General features: G+C 64.3%; 18 protein-coding genes. 7 read left to right on the forward strand and 11 right to left on the reverse strand.

The genetic code is table 11. The features are described 5' to 3' along the window. Positions 1–6 precede the first annotated feature (6 nt). Entirely contained in the window at positions 7–771 is a 765-nt protein-coding gene (locus KUH32_RS07205; protein WP_217777357.1) for a WecB/TagA/CpsF family glycosyltransferase, read from the forward strand. Here the strand turns inward: KUH32_RS07205 and KUH32_RS07210 are convergent. From KUH32_RS07210 to KUH32_RS07220, 3 genes are read right to left on the reverse strand one after another with little or no spacing between them, the layout of a single operon-like run. Continuing rightward, entirely contained in the window at positions 768–1,535 is a 768-nt protein-coding gene (locus KUH32_RS07210) for an SDR family oxidoreductase (RefSeq protein WP_217777358.1), read from the reverse strand. The genes KUH32_RS07205 and KUH32_RS07210 overlap by 4 nt on opposite strands. Next, positions 1,532–3,088 carry a GMC oxidoreductase gene (locus KUH32_RS07215; protein WP_217777359.1) on the reverse strand — a complete coding sequence of 519 codons (1,557 nt, stop codon included), beginning with the start codon at positions 3,086–3,088 and terminating at the stop codon, positions 1,532–1,534. Before KUH32_RS07215 ends, KUH32_RS07210 begins: the two co-directional genes overlap by 4 nt. Then, a complete protein-coding gene (locus tag KUH32_RS07220) occupies positions 3,085–5,166 on the reverse strand; it encodes an acyltransferase family protein (RefSeq protein ID WP_217777360.1) in 2,082 nt (693 codons plus the stop codon). Before KUH32_RS07220 ends, KUH32_RS07215 begins: the two co-directional genes overlap by 4 nt. Before the next feature lie 200 nt (positions 5,167–5,366). Here KUH32_RS07220 and KUH32_RS07225 point away from each other — a divergent pair, with 200 nt between their 5' ends. Next, positions 5,367–5,864 carry a serine O-acetyltransferase gene (locus KUH32_RS07225; RefSeq protein WP_348541096.1) on the forward strand — a complete coding sequence of 166 codons (498 nt, stop codon included), beginning with the start codon at positions 5,367–5,369 and terminating at the stop codon, positions 5,862–5,864. A 10-nt stretch (positions 5,865–5,874) separates the two neighbouring features. Here the strand turns inward: KUH32_RS07225 and KUH32_RS07230 are convergent, their stop codons facing one another. Together KUH32_RS07230 and KUH32_RS07235 are read right to left on the reverse strand one after the other, a co-directional pair. Next, positions 5,875–7,170, reverse strand: coding sequence for a glycosyltransferase family 4 protein (locus KUH32_RS07230; protein WP_217777362.1), 1,296 nt, complete (start codon positions 7,168–7,170; stop codon positions 5,875–5,877). Positions 7,171–7,174: 4 nt separating this feature from the next. After that, positions 7,175–8,572 carry a hypothetical protein gene (locus KUH32_RS07235; protein ID WP_217777363.1) on the reverse strand — a complete coding sequence of 466 codons (1,398 nt, stop codon included), beginning with the start codon at positions 8,570–8,572 and terminating at the stop codon, positions 7,175–7,177. A gap of 240 nt (positions 8,573–8,812) precedes the next feature. Here KUH32_RS07235 and KUH32_RS07240 point away from each other — a divergent pair, with 240 nt between their 5' ends. From KUH32_RS07240 to KUH32_RS07260, 5 genes are read left to right on the forward strand one after another with little or no spacing between them, the layout of a single operon-like run. Then, a complete protein-coding gene (locus KUH32_RS07240) occupies positions 8,813–11,635 on the forward strand; it encodes a molybdopterin oxidoreductase family protein (RefSeq protein WP_217777364.1) in 2,823 nt (940 codons plus the stop codon). Between the two features lie 8 nt (positions 11,636–11,643). Beyond that, positions 11,644–11,859, forward strand: a complete 216-nt coding sequence (locus tag KUH32_RS07245; protein ID WP_217777365.1) for a hypothetical protein — start codon at positions 11,644–11,646, stop codon at positions 11,857–11,859. Then, positions 11,856–12,662 (forward strand): 4Fe-4S dicluster domain-containing protein, encoded by an 807-nt coding sequence (locus KUH32_RS07250; protein ID WP_217777366.1) that lies wholly within the window; start codon positions 11,856–11,858, stop codon positions 12,660–12,662. Before KUH32_RS07245 ends, KUH32_RS07250 begins: the two co-directional genes overlap by 4 nt. Beyond that, positions 12,662–13,534 (forward strand): dimethyl sulfoxide reductase anchor subunit family protein, encoded by an 873-nt coding sequence (locus tag KUH32_RS07255; protein ID WP_217777367.1) that lies wholly within the window; start codon positions 12,662–12,664, stop codon positions 13,532–13,534. Before KUH32_RS07250 ends, KUH32_RS07255 begins: the two co-directional genes overlap by 1 nt. Before the next feature lie 12 nt (positions 13,535–13,546). Further along, entirely contained in the window at positions 13,547–14,521 is a 975-nt protein-coding gene (locus KUH32_RS07260) for a nuclear transport factor 2 family protein (protein ID WP_217778351.1), read from the forward strand. Positions 14,522–14,525: 4 nt separating this feature from the next. On the opposite strand, the gene KUH32_RS07265 is transcribed toward KUH32_RS07260, so the two are convergent. The 6 genes from KUH32_RS07265 to KUH32_RS07290 all read right to left on the reverse strand — a co-directional run bounded on the left by KUH32_RS07265 (position 14,526) and on the right by KUH32_RS07290 (position 20,407). Next, positions 14,526–15,512 carry a LacI family DNA-binding transcriptional regulator gene (locus KUH32_RS07265; protein WP_217777368.1) on the reverse strand — a complete coding sequence of 329 codons (987 nt, stop codon included), beginning with the start codon at positions 15,510–15,512 and terminating at the stop codon, positions 14,526–14,528. Next, the gene (locus KUH32_RS07270) at positions 15,509–16,033 is read right to left on the reverse strand and encodes an ester cyclase (RefSeq protein ID WP_217777369.1); all 525 of its coding nucleotides are present in this window, start codon (positions 16,031–16,033) and stop codon (positions 15,509–15,511) included. Before KUH32_RS07270 ends, KUH32_RS07265 begins: the two co-directional genes overlap by 4 nt. A gap of 62 nt (positions 16,034–16,095) precedes the next feature. Continuing rightward, positions 16,096–16,974, reverse strand: coding sequence for a carbohydrate ABC transporter permease (locus KUH32_RS07275; protein WP_217777370.1), 879 nt, complete (start codon positions 16,972–16,974; stop codon positions 16,096–16,098). A gap of 1 nt (position 16,975) precedes the next feature. After that, entirely contained in the window at positions 16,976–18,004 is a 1,029-nt protein-coding gene (locus KUH32_RS07280; protein ID WP_217777371.1) for a carbohydrate ABC transporter permease, read from the reverse strand. Between the two features lie 61 nt (positions 18,005–18,065). Beyond that, the gene (locus tag KUH32_RS07285) at positions 18,066–19,298 is read right to left on the reverse strand and encodes an ABC transporter substrate-binding protein (protein ID WP_217777372.1); all 1,233 of its coding nucleotides are present in this window, start codon (positions 19,296–19,298) and stop codon (positions 18,066–18,068) included. A gap of 59 nt (positions 19,299–19,357) precedes the next feature. Then, entirely contained in the window at positions 19,358–20,407 is a 1,050-nt protein-coding gene (locus KUH32_RS07290; protein WP_217777373.1) for an ABC transporter ATP-binding protein, read from the reverse strand. Between the last annotated feature and the right edge of the window lie 36 nt (positions 20,408–20,443).

Raw genomic sequence — 20,443 nt, forward strand, 5'->3', positions numbered from 1 at the left:
CCGTTCATGCAGTTCTCGATTGCCGATCAGATCATCGCCGTGAACGTACCATCCTGGGCCGCGCTAGAGGCGCGTGTCGCAGAGCGGTTGGCGCGCAAACGCGGTTTCGCCCTGGCCACAATCAATCTCGATCACATCGTCAAACTGCGCCGTTCGAGTGCATTTCGCGCCGCATACGCACAACAGGATCTGGTCTGTGCCGATGGCAATCCGGTCGTGTGGATGTCGCGCATTGCGGGCCGCCCCGTCGCGCTGATCCCCGGCTCTGATGCGATCCTGCCGCTGGCACGGATCGCGGCCAAGCAGGGCGTCAGGCTGGGCCTTGTGGGAAGCACCGAACCCGTGCTGCGAGCGGCAAAAAGCTATCTCGAACGCGAGATCCGCGATCTTGAGGTCGCGCTGACGGTCGCGCCGCCGATGGGGTTCGACCCAGAGGGCGACGAAGCGCGCGCGATCCATGCACGGCTGGCCGATGCCGGAGTGGGTCTGTGTTTCGTTGCGCTGGGTGCGCCCAAGCAAGAGATTTTTGCCGCCCTCGGTCGGCGCGAGGCGCCGCAGATCGGTTATGCCTCGATCGGGGCCGGGCTGGATTTCTTCGCTGGAACCCAGCAGCGAGCGCCGCTGTGGGTGCGCCGGATGGCTCTGGAATGGCTGTGGCGCGCGGCAAGTGCGCCGCGACGGCTGGGTCCGCGCTACCTGGAATGCCTCGCGATCCTGCCCGGTCAGTTGGTGCAGGCGTTTTGGTTGCGGATGCGGTCCGATCGGATCTAGAGCCTGCGCGGCTTGCGGCGGCGCATCAGCAGCACGTCTTTCAGACGGCCCTTCATGCCGCGCGGTGGCAGCACCTCGGTGTCCATCTCGAACAGCGTTCCGCTGAGGGCAGGATCGCAGCGCAGCGCCAGTTCGACGCCCCATCGCGCCGCTGTTTCCGGCTCGAGCCCGTCGGGGATGCCCATCTCTGTTTTCAACATCCCCGGCATCCAGTCGCCGATCACGATGTCCGGGAACCGGTCGGCGAGGTCGGCAACCAGGGCACGGGTCAGGATGCGCGCGGCACCTTTCGACACCGAATAGGCCGAAGAGGATGGCAGCGGATGCAGATCGGCAAAGGTCGACACGTTCAGGATGCGCCCGCGTCCGCGTTCAGTCATCCCGTCGAGAACGGCGCGTGAACACGCCACGACGCCGCCCAGGTTGACGGCGACCGTGGCCATGAAGCTGTCTGCGGTTTCTTCGAGAAAATCGCGGCGCGGATATTGTGCTGCATTGTTGATCAGCAGCGCGATCGGCCCGATTTCCGCCTGGATCGTGTCGAAAACGCCTGTCACCTCGGCGGTCTTGCCAATGTCGAGCGGCACTGGAACGACCTGTCCAGCCGCGGCCATGCTTGCGGTTTCTTCCAGCGCGGCGCGGCGGCGTCCGATCGCGGCCACGCGAAAACCCTGCGCCGCCAGCCGAAGCGTCAAGGCGCGGCCAAGACCCGACCCGGCCCCGGTAACCGCCGCGATACCGTCCTGTGGGGTCAGTCGCGTCATGTCCCGCTGCTCCGTTTGATGGCGTCCGCCACCCGCAAGGCGTTGGCCGCGATGGTCAGGCTGGGATTGACGCCCATCGAGCTGGGCAAGAACGACGCGTCAGCCACCCAGAGGTTGGTCAGATCATGCGCCCGGCAATGCGCGTCCAGAACCGAAGCGTCGGGGTCGTGACCAAAGCGCAAGGTGCCGCAAGGATGGCCATAGTTCAACTCCGGCGCGAGGCTCAGCATCAGGTGCCGGTGACCGCGCAGCGCGCGACCGATCGCCTTGCGAAAGGCACGGCGGCGGTCATGCAGTTCCTTGTGGATGGTGTAGGTGACTGCCAGCTTGTCGGGTTGTGTAGCGTCGTATTGCACCCGGTTCTCCGGGTAGGGCAGGTCTTCCATCAGACCCACGAAGATTTGGGCATGACCGAACAACAGCTGCGAGGCGGCGGCGACCGCGCGAACAGCCTGACGCGTGCCCGGCGTGTGTTTCAGCCAGCTTCGGTCGATCATCCGCGATAGATAGAACACCGTTTCGCCGTACGAGGCGCGGATACCCATGGCCTGCACGGTGCCCAGCCGCTGACCGTGCCGGTGGTAGAAATCGCGCAGCGAGATCGCCTTGGTCGGTCCGTCGTCCGGCGTGCCGCGCCTCGGCCACAGGGCAAACATCTCGTTTACGTGAAACATCAGGTTCCGCCCCACCAGGCCGGACCTGTTTGCCGCCCCCATGGGCCACGCTTCGCTGGCCGAGGCCAACAGAAGTCGCGGTGAACCAAGCGCGCCGGCGGCCAGCACATAGCGCTTTGCCCGCAAGACCCGCGTTTCGCCGCCGCGCCGGATCTCGATGCCCTCGACCCGGTCGGCCCGCCCCAGCAGGCGCAAGGCTTGGGTATCGGTCATCAGCGTCGCGTTGCCGGTGGCCAGTGCCGGTTCCACCCCCGCGGACCGGCCGTCCATCTTGCAGGTTTCGGGGCATTTGGTGCCCAGACAGTTGCGACAGCCGGGGACGCGTTCGATGGCGGTATGGGCATGATAGGGATGCAGCCCGCTGGCGGTAAGGCTGTCCATCAAAGCGGACTCGGTCGCGGTCAGCCGGGGCGGATCGCGCAAGGGCAAGCTGTGCTCGGTACTCAGCGGATCGGGTGTGCCGTAAACCCGGTACAGTCGGGCCGCGGCATCGAAATGCGGCAGGAACGCATCGAAGCCAACGGGCCAGCCGCCTGTCGGGTGCGGGTGGTCGGGAAGATCGTCCAGATCGTGGCGTTCGGGCCGTTCCAGCGTGGCGGCGTAGAACACCGATGACCCGCCCAGCCCGGCGCCAAGCGGCGCGTAGAAAGCGCTGTCGGCTCCGTCGAGCGTGACATGCAACTTGTCGGGCCACAGACCGCGCGTGCGTCGCGCCTCGGGCACGGAAATCTCGGACAAGCCATGTGTTTCGCGTCGTCGCCCGGCGGAACCGCGTTCGACGAACAGAACCTTTTGACCGGCTTCGGACAACGCGCGACCGACCGTGCCGCCACCGATCCCGGTGCCGATGACGATCACGTCCCAGTCCTCGTTGGTCATCCGCGGTCGTCCTGTTCGGCGTTCGTCGGTTGTCGCAGCATCTGTCCGAACGTCGCGGCGAACAGGTCTTTGAGGCGCAGGGCGGCAGTATTCGTAACGTGGTTGTTGTCGAAATACTGTCCGATGCCATCGATGACGGCATGACAGGCGCTGTCATCGCAGAAGGCCGGCCAGGGATCGATCCAGATGATGTCGCCGGTATCGGCCAAGTCGGCCCAGATGCCGTCGCCGGCTGCGGCGCGGGTTCGTGCGCCGGCAAGCGAAATCGAAGACGCGGTGGTTGGCAGGGCGGCCAGCGGCCAGCCCGCATGAGCCGCTTCGCGCGCGGCGCGGCGGCTGTCGTACCGCGCGATTTCGGGCGGTTGGCGCAGAACGGCGATGGTGTCGAAGCGCTGTCGAAGCGCTGACACGGTGTCTTTCGCGGCCTGCTCCGCGATCTCGGCCTGTAATGTCCCTTGCGCGGGAATCGAGGTCAGCGGGTGCAAGGCAATGCGGTTGTGAGCATCCAGTCCGGTGCCCGATCCGGTCGCATAATAGCTCCACCGGCCGATCAGCAGAATGGTGTCGAGGCTGTCGATGCGCGAAAAGCTTTGCGCGATTTGCGTGTTCGCCTGCGTGCATGCCGTGTCCTGAGCGGGTGTGGCGGCGCTTTCGGTCTTACGGACGCCGACAAGAGGCGGACAGCCGGCGCGCCAGAGGGTGATGCCCGGCGTGCCACTGTCCCAGGCAGCGCGATCCAGACCTTCGCGGAAGGCGCGGACGTGACTGTCGCCCCAGATCGCCACGCGCGGCGGCCCTTCGGGGCCGATCGGACAGACATCGAGGCCCATGAGCGGGCCGCTGCCGGGAACATGGCATCGGCTCCAATCCTGCAGGAAATCACCCGAAGCGGCGATATGGGTCCGGGCCTCGGCACCGAAACGACCGGGCAATCCGTCCTGCGTGTACAAAATCGCACCCAGTGAAAGAAGAACCGCCGTTGCCGCGGCGGTTCCCGCAAAGGCGATCCCGCCAGTCAGCGTGCGCGACCGGCGCACCGGCTGTTCAACGAACCGCCAGGACAGCCAGGCGATGCCCACCGATGCCGCAATCCAGATCAAGGACCAGGACGGGTTTCCGTGGTTGCCCTGAAGGTAGCCGGACAACACGAAGATCGGCCAGTGCCAGAGGTAAAGCGAATACGAAATCAGCCCGAAGAAAACCGAAACCGGGTGACACAAGGCCCTGTTGACCGGGTTGTCAGCGGCGCCGTTCGCCAACAGCAGCACCGTGCCCGCGACCGGCAGAATTGCGAGCAAACCGGGGAACAGCGGTCCGGCCGGGATGGCGGCGACCGAAAACACCAACAGCCCGATGCCCGACCAGCTCAGGATATCCGCTCCCCGCCAGCGCTGCCCCGTCTCGTAGCCCCAGATCGCCAGGAGAACGCCCGACAGAAGCTCCCACGCGCGCAATGGAAACAGGTAGAACGCGGCGGTCGGCTGCGACGGCGTCAGGATCACGCAGGCACCCAGCGAGACAACCCAAACCAGTACCAGACCGCTCAGCAGGCCGCTGCGCCAGCGTGCCAGGAACAGAATGAACAGCGGCAGGAAGATGTAGAACTGTTCTTCGACCGCCAGCGACCAGGTGTGCAAAAGCGGCTTTTCGTCGGACGCGCTGTCGAAATAGCCGGCGCCCCGGTAGAAGTAGACGTTGGACAGATACACCGTCGCCGCGATCAGCGACTTGCCATATTCGCGGAACTCGAACGGCAGCAGCAGAAGCCAGCTGAAGGCGGTCGTAACCAACGCCATGACGAAGTAGGCGGGCGCGAGGCGACGAATGCGCCGGGCGTAGAAATGCCTCAGCCAGATCCGGCCGGTCTGGTCGTATTCGCGCCAAAGGATGCCTCCGATCAGGAACCCCGAAATGACGAAAAAGATATCGACACCAACGAACCCGCCCCGCAACGGCAGGCCGAAATGGTAAAGAACGACGGACAGAACCGCGAAGGCACGCAAGCCGTCGATGTCGCTGCGGTACGGCAGCGGCGCATGCGTGTCAGCCGTAATGTATGGCGTGGCTTCGCGGGCCATTCCACTCACTTCCTTTCCGGCTCTCCGGACATTTCTGTGCCGTACCTGTGGCGTGACGCCGCCCGTCTGTCTTGTGCTGCGTCGCGCCGCTGCGTCAAGGCATCTCGAGACAGGCTGCTCGCACGAGTGTTGCCATACCGTCAAGGATGGCTCAAATCAGGGCGGTAATGCGGCGATTTCGCGGGGTAGGCGCCTTGCCTGTGGAAAACAACATATCGGCCAGCGAACCCGATTGGTCGCGCGAGACGGTTTCTCGCTTCTGGGATCCCGGAAAGAAACTCATCCGTGCGGTGCGCCGCTACCAGGCGGCGCGCGACGTCAAGGGGCCGCTTGGCTGGGTGACCCGCAAATACTGGGTGCTGAACCATCTTTGGTGGTCGACGATCTGCCAGACGGAACTGCATCTGAACACCGTGGTCGGCGGCGGGCTGAGACTGACCCATCCAACCGGGATCATCATCCACCCGGATGCGCGGATCGGCGTGAATTGCATGATCTTTCACCAGGTGACGCTGGCCGGGCCCGTTGTGCTGGGTGGGCATGTCGATGTCGGCGCCGGCGCAAAGCTGATCGGGCCGCTGACGGTGGGCGACCACGCGGTTATCGGCGCCAACGCGGTCGTCACCGGGGATGTTCCGGCTGGTGCAACGGTTGCCGGCATTCCGGCGAAGGTGATCGCGCAGCACAGCATCGACTGACCGGCAGCGTTCAGAAGAATTCCGGCGCCGGCCCTTCTGCGGATCGCACCCAGCGGTAGACCTCGGCGATCTGTTCCGCTTTGCGCGACCACAGGAACAACGCGTCCACGCGATGCCGTGCGTCTTGGGCCAGCATCGGCAGCGCGCCGCGATCCTTGCAAAGCCGTTGCAGCGCATCGCCCAGATCGGCGACGATCTCGTCCCGGCCGCGGCATGGAACCTTGATCCCGGTTCCCGGAGTGACCAGTTCGCCAGGACCGGCATAGTCGACAACCAGAGGCACGACACCCAGGGCCATCGCCTCGAGCACCACGCCGCCACCGAATTCGCGGATCGACGGAAATGCGAGGATATGGCTGTTCGCGAGGATATCCTGAACCGCGCCGTGCGCTTGCCACCCGTGAAACGTCAGCCCCTTGTCGATCCGCAGAAATCGAGCCTGTATCTGCAGATCGGACCGGGCCGGGCCGTCACCGACGATGTCCAGCACCATGCGTCCGTCGCGCAACAGGGGCGCGGCAGCATCCAGCAGCATGTCGGCGCCCTTGTAGGGCACAAGCCGTCCGACGAAAGCGGCGCGCAGAGGACCGTCTTCAGGGGGATCGGCGATGCGGTTGAAGCGACGCGGATCAATGCCGTTCTCGGGCAGATAGATCACCTTGTCGCGGAATCGGCGGGGGATTTCCGACGCGGTATGCCAGGAGCCGGCCAGGATCGCGGCGGCACCGCGCAGGGTCGCGCCCCGGCCGGGCAGCAACTTGTAGGCGCTTCGGACATAGCTCAGCCATTCCCTTTCGGCACGGCGTTCGGCGTCGAAACCGGGTGGCCATGGCACGCCGCCGTTCAGCGGCCCCAGGACAAAGGGCACACCCGCCTTCGCACAGCGTGAGGCCAGCGCCGACGGTATCGTCGGCGACAGCGGCGTGATCCGATGAACGATGTCGAATTCGCCCGCTTCGATCGCCGGTCCGAACCGTTTCCAGACCAGCCGTTCGAACCAGGGATAACCGAGCGCGTTCAGCGCCTGTACCATCGTCCAGCCCTTGCCTTCGCCCATCCGCAGCCTTTCGGCCAGGGCCCAGAGCGGGCGTGCCAAGGCTTCGGAATCGATGGCGGTGAAGTCGGTGCCTTCGTGAAGCCCCGCAGCGAGGATCGCGTCGCGGTTGCGGACCTGCGTGACCAGGTGCACGTCGGCCACGTCGCGCAGCGCCTGCGACAGCGACCAACCGATCAACGGAACGCTGACCCAGTCGGGGTTGGCGGCTTCGGCGATGACGAGAACGCGGGGTCTTTTCTGTCCGGTCATGGGGTCACAGGATGGAGCGCCAGCGCATCGGCAGGGGCGCTGATCGCTTGAGTTCCAGTCTTTGCGCGCGGAGCTGTTCGGCATATCCGGTCAGCGCACCCGCCACCAGCCAGGTCAGCGGCGTCAGCGTCGCGTTCGGGATCATGTCGAAGATGTTGATCGCCAGCAGCAGCGAAATCGGCGCGATGTATGGCGACACCGGCCGGTCCGTGCCCATGAGCGCTTCGCGCCACAACAACAGTATCGGAAAGACCAGCAGGCCGAACTCGGCCAGGAAGCCAACCCAACCGTAAACGCCGATGGCGATGATCCAGCGCCCGTCCGTCACCGTTTCGATCGCGCCGGTGACAGGGTTCAGGATGTGGTTGCGTCCCCAGCTGCCCCAGCCGAAAACCGGTTTCATCGCGGCGCGGTTCAGCAGGATGTTTTCGTTGTTGAAACGGAATTCCAGCGATGCCGCGCGGTCCGCGTCGATCTGTTGTGCCGCGGCCAGCAGCTGGTCTTCGGGCACCAGCTGCGCGCCTTTCATCAAAGGATAGCCAACCGCGAGAAACCCGATCAACAACGCCACGTTGATCTGCATGAACCGCTTGAGGAACAGCACGCACGGCACCAACGCCACCGCGAAGATCAGCGCTCCGAGCGACTTGGTCAGGATCAGGATCACCGTCAGGTACACCGCCAGCATGAGACCCAGCATTCTGGGTTGCGCGCGATGGCGCCACAAGGCCCAGGCGGCGACGACGGCCGTCACCATGTAGAACGCGACCCACAGACCGTGATACAGGAACACCACGGGGCGGTATCCGCCAAACCGAACGGATTGGCCGAAGTAATGCTGGAAATACCCGTAGATCCAGTTGTTCAGCTGCGGCGAAAGGCGGATTTCGATCAGCATGGGCAGCGAATAGGCCAGGCCGCCCCACATCAGCGCCTTGAGCAGCATTTCCTGTGATCCGCCGGACGCCAGGAACCGCCGCGCCATGAGGAACGGCACCAGGTAAAGTGCCTGTTGCTGTACCAGCGCCGCGGCATCTTTCCAGGTCAGGCCCGGCAGGCCGATATCGCCGAAAAAGACCGGTTCCGTATTCGTGATCACGGTCAGGATCGGCGAGAAGACGAAAACCAGGCACAGCAGTTTTCCCAACAGCGATGCTGGCAACAAGGGCCCTTTCTGCCCGTACATCCACAACGCGATGACAAAAGCGGTCAGCGCCGGGATGTTGTGTTTGCTCAGCGGTGCCAGAAGGGGGAAGTCGAACTGTGCCGGTGGTTCCGGCAGAAAAAGATAGCCGGCCAGCATCGACAGGATCAGCGCGCGATCCGCCGGGAAACGCAGGAACAACACCAGCGTCACGATCGGCCACAAGGCCAGAACCGTATAAGCCAAGGGGTTGGGCATGGACGGGTTCGCGACTCCCGGAGCTTGGATGCGTCACAGGCCCCCCATGCCCGACGCAATGTTTCATCTAACAGATCGATGGTGCCTTGTCTCGGGGGTGCGGGAAAAATCCTTGCCGGCGCGCCTGGCTGGCCACATCTCGATTATTGAGACGTTTCGGTGCACGCGGTTGCAAAAAACCGGTCGCACCGATCCGGGACAAACGCTAACTTGACCTCGAGTTGCCGGTTCGGAGGAGACATGGCGCATACCCAACCTGTCCTCGATCTGTCGCCGAAAGTGTCGGACGAGGTGCGCAAGACCACGTGTTACATGTGTGCCTGCCGGTGCGGCATCAACGTGCACATGAAGGACGGCAAGGTCGCCTATATCGAAGGCAACCGCGATCACCCGGTGAACAAGGGCGTTCTTTGCGCCAAGGGCAGCGCCGGGATCATGCAGCACAATGCGCCGTCGCGGCTGCGGGCGCCGCTTAAACGGGTCGGTCCGCGAGGGTCGGGCGAGTTCGAGGAGATCAGCTGGGACGAAGCGCTTGACCTGGCCGTCAGCTGGCTGAAACCGCTGCGCAAGGCTGCGCCGGAAAAGCTGGCCTTCTTTACCGGTCGGGACCAGTCGCAAAGTTTTACCAGCTTCTGGGCGCAGAATTTCGGCACGCCGAATTATGCCGCCCATGGTGGGTTCTGCTCTGTCAACATGGCGGCTGGCGGCATCTACACGATGGGTGGGGCGTTCTGGGAATTCGGCGCGCCCGATTGGGACCGCACCAGGTTGTTCATGATTTTCGGCGTGGCCGAGGATCATGACAGCAACCCGATCAAGATGGGGATCGGAAAGCTCAAGGCGCGGGGCGCCAAGGTGATCGGCGTCAACCCGATCCGGTCGGGCTACAACGCCGTTGCCGACGAATGGGTGGGCATAACGCCCGGCACCGACGGGCTGTTCATCCTGTCGCTGGTGCATTGCCTGATGAAGGCCGGCAAGATCGACCTCGACTACCTCGCGCGCTGGACGAACGCGCCGGTGATGGTGAACGGTGACCCCAAGTCACCCGATTTCGGTCTGTTTCTGCGCGATGCCGAAGGCAAGCCGCAGGTGATGGACCGTGCGACGGGAAAGCTCGAGCCATTCGACAAGCCGGGCGTCAGGCCCGATCTGACGGGGCATTTCCGCAAGGCGGGGGTCACGCATCGATCGGTGATGCATCTGATGGCCGAACGCTACCTTGATCCGAAATACGCGCCCGAAGCTGTGGCCGACACCTGCGGTATCCCGGCCGAACGCATTCACGCCATTGCGGCAGACCTGGCCCGCGCGGCCTTCGACGAGGCGATCGAGATCGCCCAGCCCTGGACCGATTTCCGCGGCGAACGGCACGAGACGATGATCGGGCGCCCGGTCAGCTTTCACGCGATGCGCGGCATCTCGGCCCATTCCAACGGGTTCCAGACCTGCCGCGCGTTGCACCTGCTGCAGATCGTTCTGGGCGCGGTGGAATGCCCCGGCGGGTTCCGCTTCAAGCCACCCTACCCAAAGCCGCCCGAGGCGCATCCCCGACCGCACAGCAAGGTCACGCCGGACGCGCCGCTTGACGGGCCGCATCTGGGGTTTGCGATGGGTCCCGAAGACCTGGCGCTCAAGGCCGATGGCAGCCCTGCCCGTATCGACAAGGCGTTTTCTTGGGAAAACCCGATGTCGTCGCACGGGCTGATGCATATGGTCATCGCCAATGCCCATGCCGGCGATCCCTACCGGATCGATACGCTGATGCTGTACATGGCGAACATGGCATGGAATTCGTCGATGAACACATCCGGCGTCATGCGGATGCTGACCGACAAGGACGACAACGGCGACTATGTCATTCCGCGGATCATCTATTCCGACGCCTATTCGTCCGAGATGGTCGCCTATGCCGACCTGATCCTGCCCGACACCACCTATCTCGAACGGCACGATTGCATCTCGCTGCTGGACCGGCCGATCTGCGAACCCGAGGCTGCGGCGGACGCGATCCGCTGGCCGGTGGTCGAACCCGACCGCGACGTGCGCGGCTTTCAGTCTGTGCTGATCGACCTCGGCGCAAGGCTGGGCCTGCCGGGTTTCGTCAACGAGGATGGCTCGGCGAAATACGCCGACTATGCCGATTACATCATCAACCACGAACGCAAGCCCGGCATCGGCCCGCTGGCGGGTTGGCGGATGGGTGAAAAGGGCCTGGTATCGGGCCGCGGCGGGGTGAACGCGGCGCAGATCGACAGCTACATCAGCAATGGCGGATTTCACGTCGTGCACGTTCCGGACGAAGCCGCGTTCTTCAAGCCGTGGAACAAGGCCTACCAGGACTGGGCGGTGAGCATGGGCTTTTACGACAGCCCGCAGCCCTACATCTTCAACCTGTATTCCGAGCCGATGCGCAAATTCCAGCGCGCCGCCGAAGGCCATGGCGACCGCCAGCCGCCCGAGCATCTGCGCGCCCGGGTCAAGGCGACGATGGACCCGCTGCCGGACTGGACCCCGCCGTTCAACGCCGCCGAGGCGGCAGAGTTCCCGGTGCATGCGCTGACCCAGCGGCCCATGGCGATGTATCATTCCTGGGGCACCCAGAACGCCTGGTTGCGGCAGATCCACGGCCATAACCCGCTTTATCTGCCGACCAAGTGGTGGGCCAGGCTGGGCCTGAAAGAAGGCGACTGGGTGCGCGTGACCTCGCCGCATGGTGAAATCACCGTTCCTGCCGCCCATATGGCCGCACTGAACGAAGATACCGTCTGGACATGGAACGCAATCGGCAAGCGCAAGGGCGCCTGGGCGCTGGACACCGACGCGCCCGAGGCGACCAAGGGTTTCCTGCTGAACCATCTGATCCACGAATTGCAGCCCGAAAAGGGAGACGGTCTGCGCTGGTCCAATTCCGACCCGATCACCGGGCAGGCGGCCTGGTTCGATCTGCGCGTGCGCCTGGAAAAGGCGCCGGCCCCGTCAGAAAGCCTGCCGGCCTTTCCGCCGATCAAGTCGCCGGTGGGTACAGGGCCGGATCAGCTACGCTGGAAGGTCGGGCAATGAAACGGGGAATGAAGCTGACCGTCCTGGCCATCGCGGCGTTTTTCCTGGCCGTCGCCGGGTCGTTCATCTGGTTCGTGTTGACCTGGGACCCCAATGAACGTCCCGCGGTCGGCGCGGTTTCGGTGCAGACCCTTCATCTGGCTGAATTCTCGCCGGGGGCGCACAGCCAGTCCGCGCAAGCGCCGGGCCCCGGAACCCCGCAAGCCGACAGGATCGCCGCATGACCCAGCTTCCCGACCGCACCGATCGCAAGCTGGGGCTGGTGATCGACCTCGACACCTGCGTCGGGTGCCATGCCTGTGTTGTTTCCTGCAAGGGCTGGAACACCGAGAACTACGGTGCACCGCTGTCGGACCAGGACGCCTATGGCGGCGATCCGACGGGCACCTTCCTGAACCGCGTGCACAGCTATGAAGTGCAGCCCGAAGCCGGGCCTGCCCAGCTGATCCATTTCCCGAAATCCTGCCTGCATTGCGAGGACGCGCCCTGCGTGACCGTCTGCCCGACCGGTGCGAGTTACAAACGGGTCGAAGACGGGATCGTGCTGGTCAACGAGAGCGACTGCATCGGCTGCGGCTTGTGCGCCTGGGCGTGCCCATACGGCGCGCGCGAACTGGACCAGGCCGAGGGCGTGATGAAGAAATGCACGTTGTGTGTCGACCGCATCTACAACGAAAATCTGCCCGAGGAAGACCGCCAGCCGGCCTGTGTGCGCACTTGCCCGGCCGGTGCCCGGCATTTCGGCGACCTTGGCGACCCGGACAGCGCGGTCAGCCAGTTGGTGGCCGAGCGCGGGGGAATCGACCTGATGCCGGAACAGGGTACAAAACCGGTCAACAAATACCTGCCGCCGCGGCCCAAGGATGGCTGGGTCGGCGAAGTCGACGTGCTGGCGCCGTTTCTCGAACCCGTGGCGCAAGAGGCGCGGGGATTCCTGGGCTGGCTCGACAAGACGCTGGACCGCATTCCGGGAAGCGCTAGACGCGCCACGGACCAGGATGTTCGCAACGAAAGCGAGAAGCCCTGATGCATCCGGCCGCCTCGATCATCGCGTTTACGACATTTTCGGGCCTGGGCCTGGGCCTGCTGTTCTGGCTGGGGGTCGATCCGACTCCGCCGACCGGCTGGACGGCCTTCGCCTTTTTCGCCATCGGATTCGCGCTGGCCGTCGGCGGTCTGGTGTCGTCGACATTTCACCTGGGCCGGCCGGAACGCGCGATCAAGGCGTTCACGCAATGGCAGACAAGCTGGCTTTCGCGCGAGGCCTGGGCGGCGACCGCGACCCTGATCCTGATGGGCCTTTACGGCGCCGGGCTGGTGTTCTTCGGCACGGCCTTGCAGCCGTTGGGCTGGCTGGGCGCGGCCGGTGCGCTTGCCACGGTATACACCACGTCGATGATCTATGCGCAGTTGCGCACCGTGCCGCGCTGGTTCCACTGGTCGACCTCGGCGCTGTTTCTTGCCCTGTCGCTGGCGGGCGGCGCGCTGCTATCGGGACGGGTGACCGTGGCGCTGGTGCTGTTGCTTGCGGCGGGCGGGTTGCAATTGTGGTGGTGGCAATCCGGCGACAGGCGGTTCGGCGCCAGCGGCACCGATCTGGGCACCGCCACGGGGCTAGGGGATCGCGGCACCGTCCGGTCGTTCGAGCCGCCCCACACCGGCACCAATTACCTGATGCGCGAGATGGTCCACATGGTGGGCCGCAAGCACGCGCAAAAGCTGCGACTGATCGCGCTGGCGCTGATGATGGTCCTGCCGGTCTTCCTGCTGATCCTGCCGTTCGGTCACGTGCTTGCCGCCTTCGCGGTTCTCAGCCATATCGCGGGGGTGCTTGTCGCCCGCTGGCTGTTCTTCGCCGAGGCCGAGCATGTCGTGGGGCTGTATTACGGGAAACGCTGAGCCATGTCTTTTCTGCCGGGTTTCGACAATCGCTGGAACGACCCGGCCGATTACATCCTGGGTATCACTTTCGACATCTGGGAAGGTCGCGAGGTCGCCCGACTGACCGACTATTACGCCGACGATCTGATCGTGCGTTCGCCCGCTTCGGTGGTGAAGGGCAATCGCGGCGTGATCGCTGCGACGCAGGCCACGCTGGCCGAATTCCCCGATCGCGAATTGCTGGGAGAGGACGTGATCTGGTGCGCGACGCCGGGTGATGCGTTTCTGTCCTCGCACCGGCTCTATTGCACCGCCACCCATGACGGCGCAGGAGTCTATGGTGCGCCCACGGGCAAGCGGCTGGAATACCGCATCCTGGCGGATTGCTGGTGCCAGGCGAACCAGGTGCGCGACGAATGGCTGGTGCGCGATCAGGGCGCCATCGTTCGGCAACTGGGCCTGAACGTGGTCGACTGGACCCGCGACCTGATCGCACGCGAGGGCGGGGCCGAGGCCTGTGTCAAGCCGCTGACGCCCGAAACCGATCTTCCCGGTCCCTATGACGGGCACGGCAACGACGACGAATGGGGCCACACGCTGGCCGATCTGGTCAGCCGAATGATGGCGGCAGAGCTGTCGGTGATCGGCAAGCATTACGACCGCGCGGCCGAGCTGTTCTATCCTGGCCATGTCATGGGCAACGGGCGGCGTGATGCAGACCGGTTCTGGAACGGGCTGCGCGCGGCCTTTCCGTCGGCGCGCTTCTCGGTCGATCACATGATGGGCCAGCAGGATCCGCTGACCGCGCCGCGCGCCGCGCTGCGCTGGTCGCTGACCGGGCGGCATGACGGTTGGGGAATGTTCGGCAAGCCGACGGGCGCCCAGGTGCATGTGATGGGGATCACCCATGCCGAATTCGGGCCGGACGGGCTGCGCCGGGAATGGACGCTGATCGACGAAACCGCGATTTGGAAGCAGATCCTGCTTGTAACTGGCGCGGCCTGATCCGTCAGCCGCGTGTCGAGCTGCGGACGATCAGCTCGACCGGGATCTCGATCGTGCCCGCGGGATCGGTTTCGCCCAGCAGCGCGGCGACGGTCGCGTCCACCATGGCGGCGCTGTCCTGCCGGATCGTTGTCAGGTCATAGCCCGCCCAGGACGCTTCTGGAACGTCGTCGAAGCCGATCACCGCCACATCCTGTGGCACGCGCAGACCAAGTTCGCTGCGCAGCACGTCCATGACCGCAAAGGCCATGTGATCGTTGCCCACGAATACCGCATCGGGCGGGTCGGGCCGGTCGAACATCTGCCGCGTTGCAGTGCAGGCCTGATCGCGGTGGAAATTGCCGACGCCGCGGGCGTACAGGTCCAGACCGGCGGCACGCAGCGTTTCGACGAACCCGGCTTCGCGTTCGATCTGGGTCGATGCCCCTTCCCACCCGGCGACATAGCCGATCCGGCGGCGTCCAAGTGAAAGCAGGTGTTCAGCCGCCAACTGCCCGCCCCGGCGGTTTTCCGACACGACGGCCAATTCGTTGTCCACCCCCTGGCGGCGATTGAACAGCACCACCGGCACGCCCGACGCGCGACATCGCTGCGCAAGATCGGAACTGAGCGCGACCGAAGCCAGCACCAGCCCGTCGACCTGGTAGGCCAGGATGTCCTCGACGATCTCGTCCACCGTGCGATCCACGTTCGTGGCCAAAAAGACCAGGACGTGGTAGCCCTCGCTGTCCAGTGCCGCTGACAGTTGCTGCAAGGCCTGAGGGTAGAACTGGTTGTCCAGATAGCCGACCACCAGCCCGATGATGCGCGACTGCCCGGTCAGCATGGCGCGCGCCAGCACGTTGGGGCGGTAGCCCAGTTCGGTCGCGGCCTCGCGCACCTTGTCGGCGGTGGTCGGCGCCACGGATGCTCCGGGTGTGAAGGTGCGACTGACGGCGGACCGGCTGACGCCGGCGCGGCGCGCGACGTCGAGGGCGGTCACCCGGCTCATGGTGCGGGCGGCGTTTTTTCGCCACGGTCGAAGGCTTCCCAGCCTTCGCCGTTGAAGACGTCGACGCCCAGTTGGGCCAGCACATGCGGAAAATCGACCATAACCCAGTTGTCCGTGATCTTGCCGTTCTCGACCTTCCAGAAATCCATGTAGCGAATTTCCACGCGTTTGCCTGTAGGCGCAATGCCCATGAAGGGCCCACCGTGCGTGGCCTCCTGCCGGCCGAAGGCAGCGGCCCATTCGCCCATGTAAAGCCGCGCCTCGTCGATGCAGACCTTGTCGTGGAACGCCGCCTGAAAGGGCTTTTGCCAGTTTTCCTGGAATTCCCGCAAACCGTTTTTCGTGCCACAGCCGGCATTGCCCATCCAGCGAAAGCTTTGGGCGAAGAACGCGCCGATATCTCCGATGCGATGGTCGTTCAGACCATCAACCATACCTTCGATCACCGCGCGGGTCTCGGCGGTTTTTGACAGGTCGGTATCGCGGGTCAGCACTGCCTGTTCGGGGCGGGCACCTTTCATGACGGTCTCCTGTGGGGGTGCGACCGGTTCGGAGGCTTGGCCGGGAAACGACTGGCCATCGCCTAGCCCTTCACGGCGCCGGCGGTCAGACCCGAGACGATCTGCCTCTGGAAGAACAGGACCAGCACGAACAAGGGCGCCGTGGCGGACACGACGGCGGCGACGGCGAACATCACGTTGCCTTCGACCTGCGTCGTGCCAAGGAAACTGGCGATCTTGGGCACCATCGTCTGGTTTTCCTGGCTGAGCAGCGTCGCCGTCACGGTGAAATCGTTATAGGCCAGCAGAAAGCTGAACAGCCCGGTCGTGATAACGCCGGGCCACATCACCGGGATGATGACGTGACGAAAGGCCTGGAACCGTGTGCACCCGTCGACCATGGCGCTTTCGTCCAGATCCTTGGGGATGTTCAGAAAGAACGAATGCAACATCCACAGCGTGAAGGGCTGGTTGATCGCCACCATGACGATGATCGCCGTGGGCAGGTGCCCCCAAAGATTCCACTCGAAGAACGGCAGCAGATAGCCCGAGACCAGCGTGATATGCGGCATGGCGCGAAAGATCAGCGCCGCCATGAGGATGTAGAACGCATAGCGAAAGCCGGAGCGCGCAAGCGCATAGCCACCAAGGGTTCCGAAGGTCAGCGAGATCACCACGACGCTGACCACGACGATCAGTGTGTTGAGCGCGGCGCGCCAGAATTCCTGTTCGACAAAGGCACCCCAGTAGCCGCGCCCGGTAAAGGCGCTGCCGGTTTCGATCTGCGTGCGGATGCCTTGCAGGGCATAGGTCCAGTCGGCTCTTGAAAAGAAATCGCCCTGCACCTTGAAGCTGCCCCACAAGGTCCAGACGAACGGAAAACCGGCGCAGATCAGCCAGACGGTGACGAAGGCCGTGGAAATCACGACCAGCGAGGGCGAGCGTTTCGTCTGGGCGGCCATGTCACACGCTCTTTCGATTGAAGTCGCGCCAAGTGCGGATCAGCACCGGTGTCAGCAGGATCGCAACGCCGAGGATCGTCATCACCGATGTGGCGGCGGCCGAACCGAAGAGTTTGTTCTCCTGCGCGAGGTCGTTGTAGATGATCCAGCTGAGCGAGGTGGCGTTGGCCTCGGCCGAGAAGCCGACGATCGGCTCGAAGACGCGGAAATTGTCCATCAGCTGGATCAGCGTGATGAAAACCGTCAGCGGCATGAGGTGCGGCAGGGTGATGTGCCAGGTCCGCTGCCAGCGTGTGGCACCGTCGATCATCGCCGCTTCGGTCGCATCCTCGGGCACGGTTTGCAACCCGGCGTAAAAGACGATGAAGGCGAACGGCGCCGAGTGCCAGACACCGTAGACGAACAGCGTGATCCAGGTCAGCGTCTGCGATGCCTTGAGCGACAGGTTGGGATCGCCGACCAGGTTCTGCAGACCGGCGCCCAGGATACCGCGTGCATCGATCATCCAGAACAGGATCAGCGACCCGACCAGCGGCGTGACCATCATCGGCAGCAGCGACACGAAGATCGTCGGACCCTTGAGAATGCGCGGCAGGGAATTGACACCAAGCGCGATCATGAATCCCAGGATCAGCACCAGCGGCGTCACGATGAACGTGTAGGACAGGGTAAAGGCAAGTGCGGCGTAGAAAGGCAGGTTCATCAGCGCGCCCAGAAACTCGCCGATCCCGTCGCTGCTGCGCCAGGCCTGGGCGACTTCGCTGGTGGCCAGGTGCGAGCGGTTGACATAGGTGCCCAACCCGTTGAAGCGGCCCAGGGGGGCGGCTTCTTTCAGCTTGGCCGTTGCCTCGGCGTCGACCTGGGTTTCCGTGGTGCAGCCGAAAGGGCCGCAGTTTTCCACCTCGATCAGCACCTGTTCGTGTTCGACATGCAGCGACTGGATGACCACCGACACGATGGGCAACGCGATGAACAGCACCATCGCCGTCAGTGACGGCAGGATGAACCAAAAGAAGGTGCGGTGTTTCATCGATCCGGGTCGCTTGCGGGGAATGGCCGGGCGCCTGGCGGGCGCCCGGCACGGTTGTCGTTTACTGCAGGAAACCCTGTTCCTTGGCCGCGGTGGTGTAGGCCGCTTCGACATCGGCCAGTGCCTGTTCGGCGCTTTCCTTGCCCTGCAGGAAATCGGCCAGTTCGTCGCCGAGCGCGGTGTGCAGCGCGCCCATGAAGGGCACCATCGGGTAGGGTGCAGCACCGGCTTGCGCGGTGGCGGCCACGCCGGCCGAGGCCGGGCCGGGTTCGTAGCCGTCGATCAGCCAGACGGCGGCGTCGTTGTTGGCCTTGACCGTCTCGGTCGACGCGCCCTTCATCAAAGCGATGAAGGTCGCTTCGGCGTCTTCATCGGACACGTTGGTGGAAATGGTGAGACCGTCCCACCACAGCGTCGAGGCCGGGCGGGTGCCGCCGCCCCATGTGGGCGCCGCGGCCAGAACGGTGTTGGACGTGATCTCGTCCGTCGACCCTTCGGCGTCCAGGATCGCCGCGCCGCGCGATCCCCACAGCGTTGCCAGCGCCAGGTTGCCCGCTTCCCATTCTGCCTGGGTCGCGTTGGAATCGTAGGTCAGGAAATCGGGGTTGGAAAACTCGACCAGCGCCTTGAGCATCTCCAGCGTCTTGACGCCGTTCTCGTTGTTGATGGCGACCTCGGCGGTGCCGGGTTTGAAGAAATCGGCGCCCGTGCCCATGTACATGTTCACGAATTCCTCGCCCAGGTTCCATCCGGCCTTGGTGTTCAACGCGAACGGATATTCCATGATCCCGGCATCGCGGATCGCCTGCGCGGTCTCGAGCACCTCTTCATAGGTAGTGGGCACCGGCTTGCCGACCTGTTCGAGGATGTCGCTGCGGGCGTACAGGTGCTGCGCATTGGCCATGAACGCCACCGCCATCACCTTGCCGTCGATGGTGATCAACTGGCTCTTGTTCAGCTGCTGCCCGTGTTTGGCCACCAGATCGTCCAGCGGCCGCACCAGACCGTCATTCATCAGCGTGACCAGGGATGAATTCGCCACGATGACCGAGCTGTATTCCGCAGGGTTCGGCGTCAGCGCTGCGACCATCAGGTCCTTGTGATCCTTGTTGTGGTTCTTGTTGAAGCTCGCGGCCTCGCCGGCACAGGTTTCGGCCGCATTGACCACGGCGTGAAGCGCCGGGAAATCGTTGGCCAGAATCGAAATGTTGCCGCCGGAAATGCCGCAATCGGCCATGGCCGCTCCACCCGTCAGGGCAAAGGCGCCGGCGATGGCTAAGGTTCTGATGGTCATGGTCTTGAGTCTCCCTGGTTGTTATTGCGTCGTTGCCGACGCCTTTCTTGTCTTCGGGGCTATGCCCCGATGCGTGCCCCGGTCTTTCTGTCGAACAGGTGGCAAATCTCGGAAGGAACGGCGATCGAGACCGGTTCGTCGATCTCGATGCGGAAATCCTTGTGTGCCTTGACGCTGACCAGTGCGCCGCCGATGCGGACGCTGATCATCGACGCGTCGCCGAGCAGTTCCATCGTGTAGACCGGCGCGGTGATCTGGCCGCCGCTTTCGACGACCTGCGCGTCCTCGGCGCGAAAGCCCAGCGTGACCGGCCCGTTGGCACCGGTCAGGCTGGCGATTTCCGTCCGGGCACAGCGAAAGGTGCCGTCCTGGATTTCACCATCGATCAGGTTCATCGCCGGGTTGCCGATGAAGCTGGCGACAAAGGTGTTGGCCGGCCGGTCGTAGATCTCGGTCGGGCTGCCGACCTGCTGGATCACGCCCTTTTCCATCACCACAACCCGGTCGGCCAGCGTCATCGCCTCGATCTGGTCGTGGGTGACGTAGACGGTGGTCACCTTGAGTTCATGGCTGAGGTTCTTGATCTGCGCCCGCGTCGACACACGCAGCTTGGCGTCCAGGTTCGACAGCGGTTCGTCCATCAGAAAGGCGTTGGGTTCGCGCACGATGGCGCGGGCCAGGGCCACGCGCTGGCGTTGGCCGCCCGACAATTCCGCGGGCTTGCGGTGCAGGAACGGCTCCAGCTCGACCATCTCGGCGGCGCGCATCACGCGGTCCTTGTGGGTGGCCGGGTCGATCTTGCGCACCTTCAGCGGAAAGCGGATGTTCTCGAACACGTTCATGTTCGGGTACAGCCCGTAGGACTGGAACACCATCGAGATATCGCGGTCCTTGGGTTCCAGATCGTTGACCCGTTTGCCGTCGATCAGGATGTCGCCCTCGGTCGCGGTTTCCAGCCCGGCGATCATCCGCATCGTCGTGGTCTTGCCGCAGCCCGACGGCCCCAGCAGCACCAGGAATTCGCGGTCGGCAATCGTCAGGTCGAACTTGTCGACACCCACGAAATTGCCCCAGCGTTTGGACAGGTTGCGCAGCTGGATTTCGGCCATGCATCCCCCTTCGGAACCGGCCTGGCCCGGTATTGC

Source organism: Thalassococcus arenae, assembly GCF_019104745.1.
GTDB classification, from domain to species: Bacteria; Pseudomonadota; Alphaproteobacteria; order Rhodobacterales; family Rhodobacteraceae; genus Thalassococcus_B; species Thalassococcus_B arenae.

What these genes read in the sequence shown, in the direction of transcription:
- KUH32_RS07205 (WP_217777357.1), top strand. Translation starts at nt 7, where the DNA reads ATGCAGTTCTCGATTGCCGATCAGATCATCGCCGTGAACGTACCATCC.
- KUH32_RS07210 (WP_217777358.1), bottom strand. Translation starts at nt 1,535, where the DNA reads ATGACGCGACTGACCCCACAGGACGGTATCGCGGCGGTTACCGGGGCC.
- KUH32_RS07215 (WP_217777359.1), bottom strand. Translation starts at nt 3,088, where the DNA reads ATGACCAACGAGGACTGGGACGTGATCGTCATCGGCACCGGGATCGGT.
- KUH32_RS07220 (WP_217777360.1), bottom strand. Translation starts at nt 5,166, where the DNA reads ATGGCCCGCGAAGCCACGCCATACATTACGGCTGACACGCATGCGCCG.
- KUH32_RS07230 (WP_217777362.1), bottom strand. Translation starts at nt 7,170, where the DNA reads ATGACCGGACAGAAAAGACCCCGCGTTCTCGTCATCGCCGAAGCCGCC.
- KUH32_RS07235 (WP_217777363.1), bottom strand. Translation starts at nt 8,572, where the DNA reads ATGCCCAACCCCTTGGCTTATACGGTTCTGGCCTTGTGGCCGATCGTG.
- KUH32_RS07240 (WP_217777364.1), top strand. Translation starts at nt 8,813, where the DNA reads ATGGCGCATACCCAACCTGTCCTCGATCTGTCGCCGAAAGTGTCGGAC.
- KUH32_RS07245 (WP_217777365.1), top strand. Translation starts at nt 11,644, where the DNA reads ATGAAGCTGACCGTCCTGGCCATCGCGGCGTTTTTCCTGGCCGTCGCC.
- KUH32_RS07250 (WP_217777366.1), top strand. Translation starts at nt 11,856, where the DNA reads ATGACCCAGCTTCCCGACCGCACCGATCGCAAGCTGGGGCTGGTGATC.
- KUH32_RS07255 (WP_217777367.1), top strand. Translation starts at nt 12,662, where the DNA reads ATGCATCCGGCCGCCTCGATCATCGCGTTTACGACATTTTCGGGCCTG.
- KUH32_RS07265 (WP_217777368.1), bottom strand. Translation starts at nt 15,512, where the DNA reads ATGAGCCGGGTGACCGCCCTCGACGTCGCGCGCCGCGCCGGCGTCAGC.
- KUH32_RS07270 (WP_217777369.1), bottom strand. Translation starts at nt 16,033, where the DNA reads ATGAAAGGTGCCCGCCCCGAACAGGCAGTGCTGACCCGCGATACCGAC.
- KUH32_RS07275 (WP_217777370.1), bottom strand. Translation starts at nt 16,974, where the DNA reads ATGGCCGCCCAGACGAAACGCTCGCCCTCGCTGGTCGTGATTTCCACG.
- KUH32_RS07280 (WP_217777371.1), bottom strand. Translation starts at nt 18,004, where the DNA reads ATGAAACACCGCACCTTCTTTTGGTTCATCCTGCCGTCACTGACGGCG.
- KUH32_RS07285 (WP_217777372.1), bottom strand. Translation starts at nt 19,298, where the DNA reads ATGACCATCAGAACCTTAGCCATCGCCGGCGCCTTTGCCCTGACGGGT.
- KUH32_RS07290 (WP_217777373.1), bottom strand. Translation starts at nt 20,407, where the DNA reads ATGGCCGAAATCCAGCTGCGCAACCTGTCCAAACGCTGGGGCAATTTC.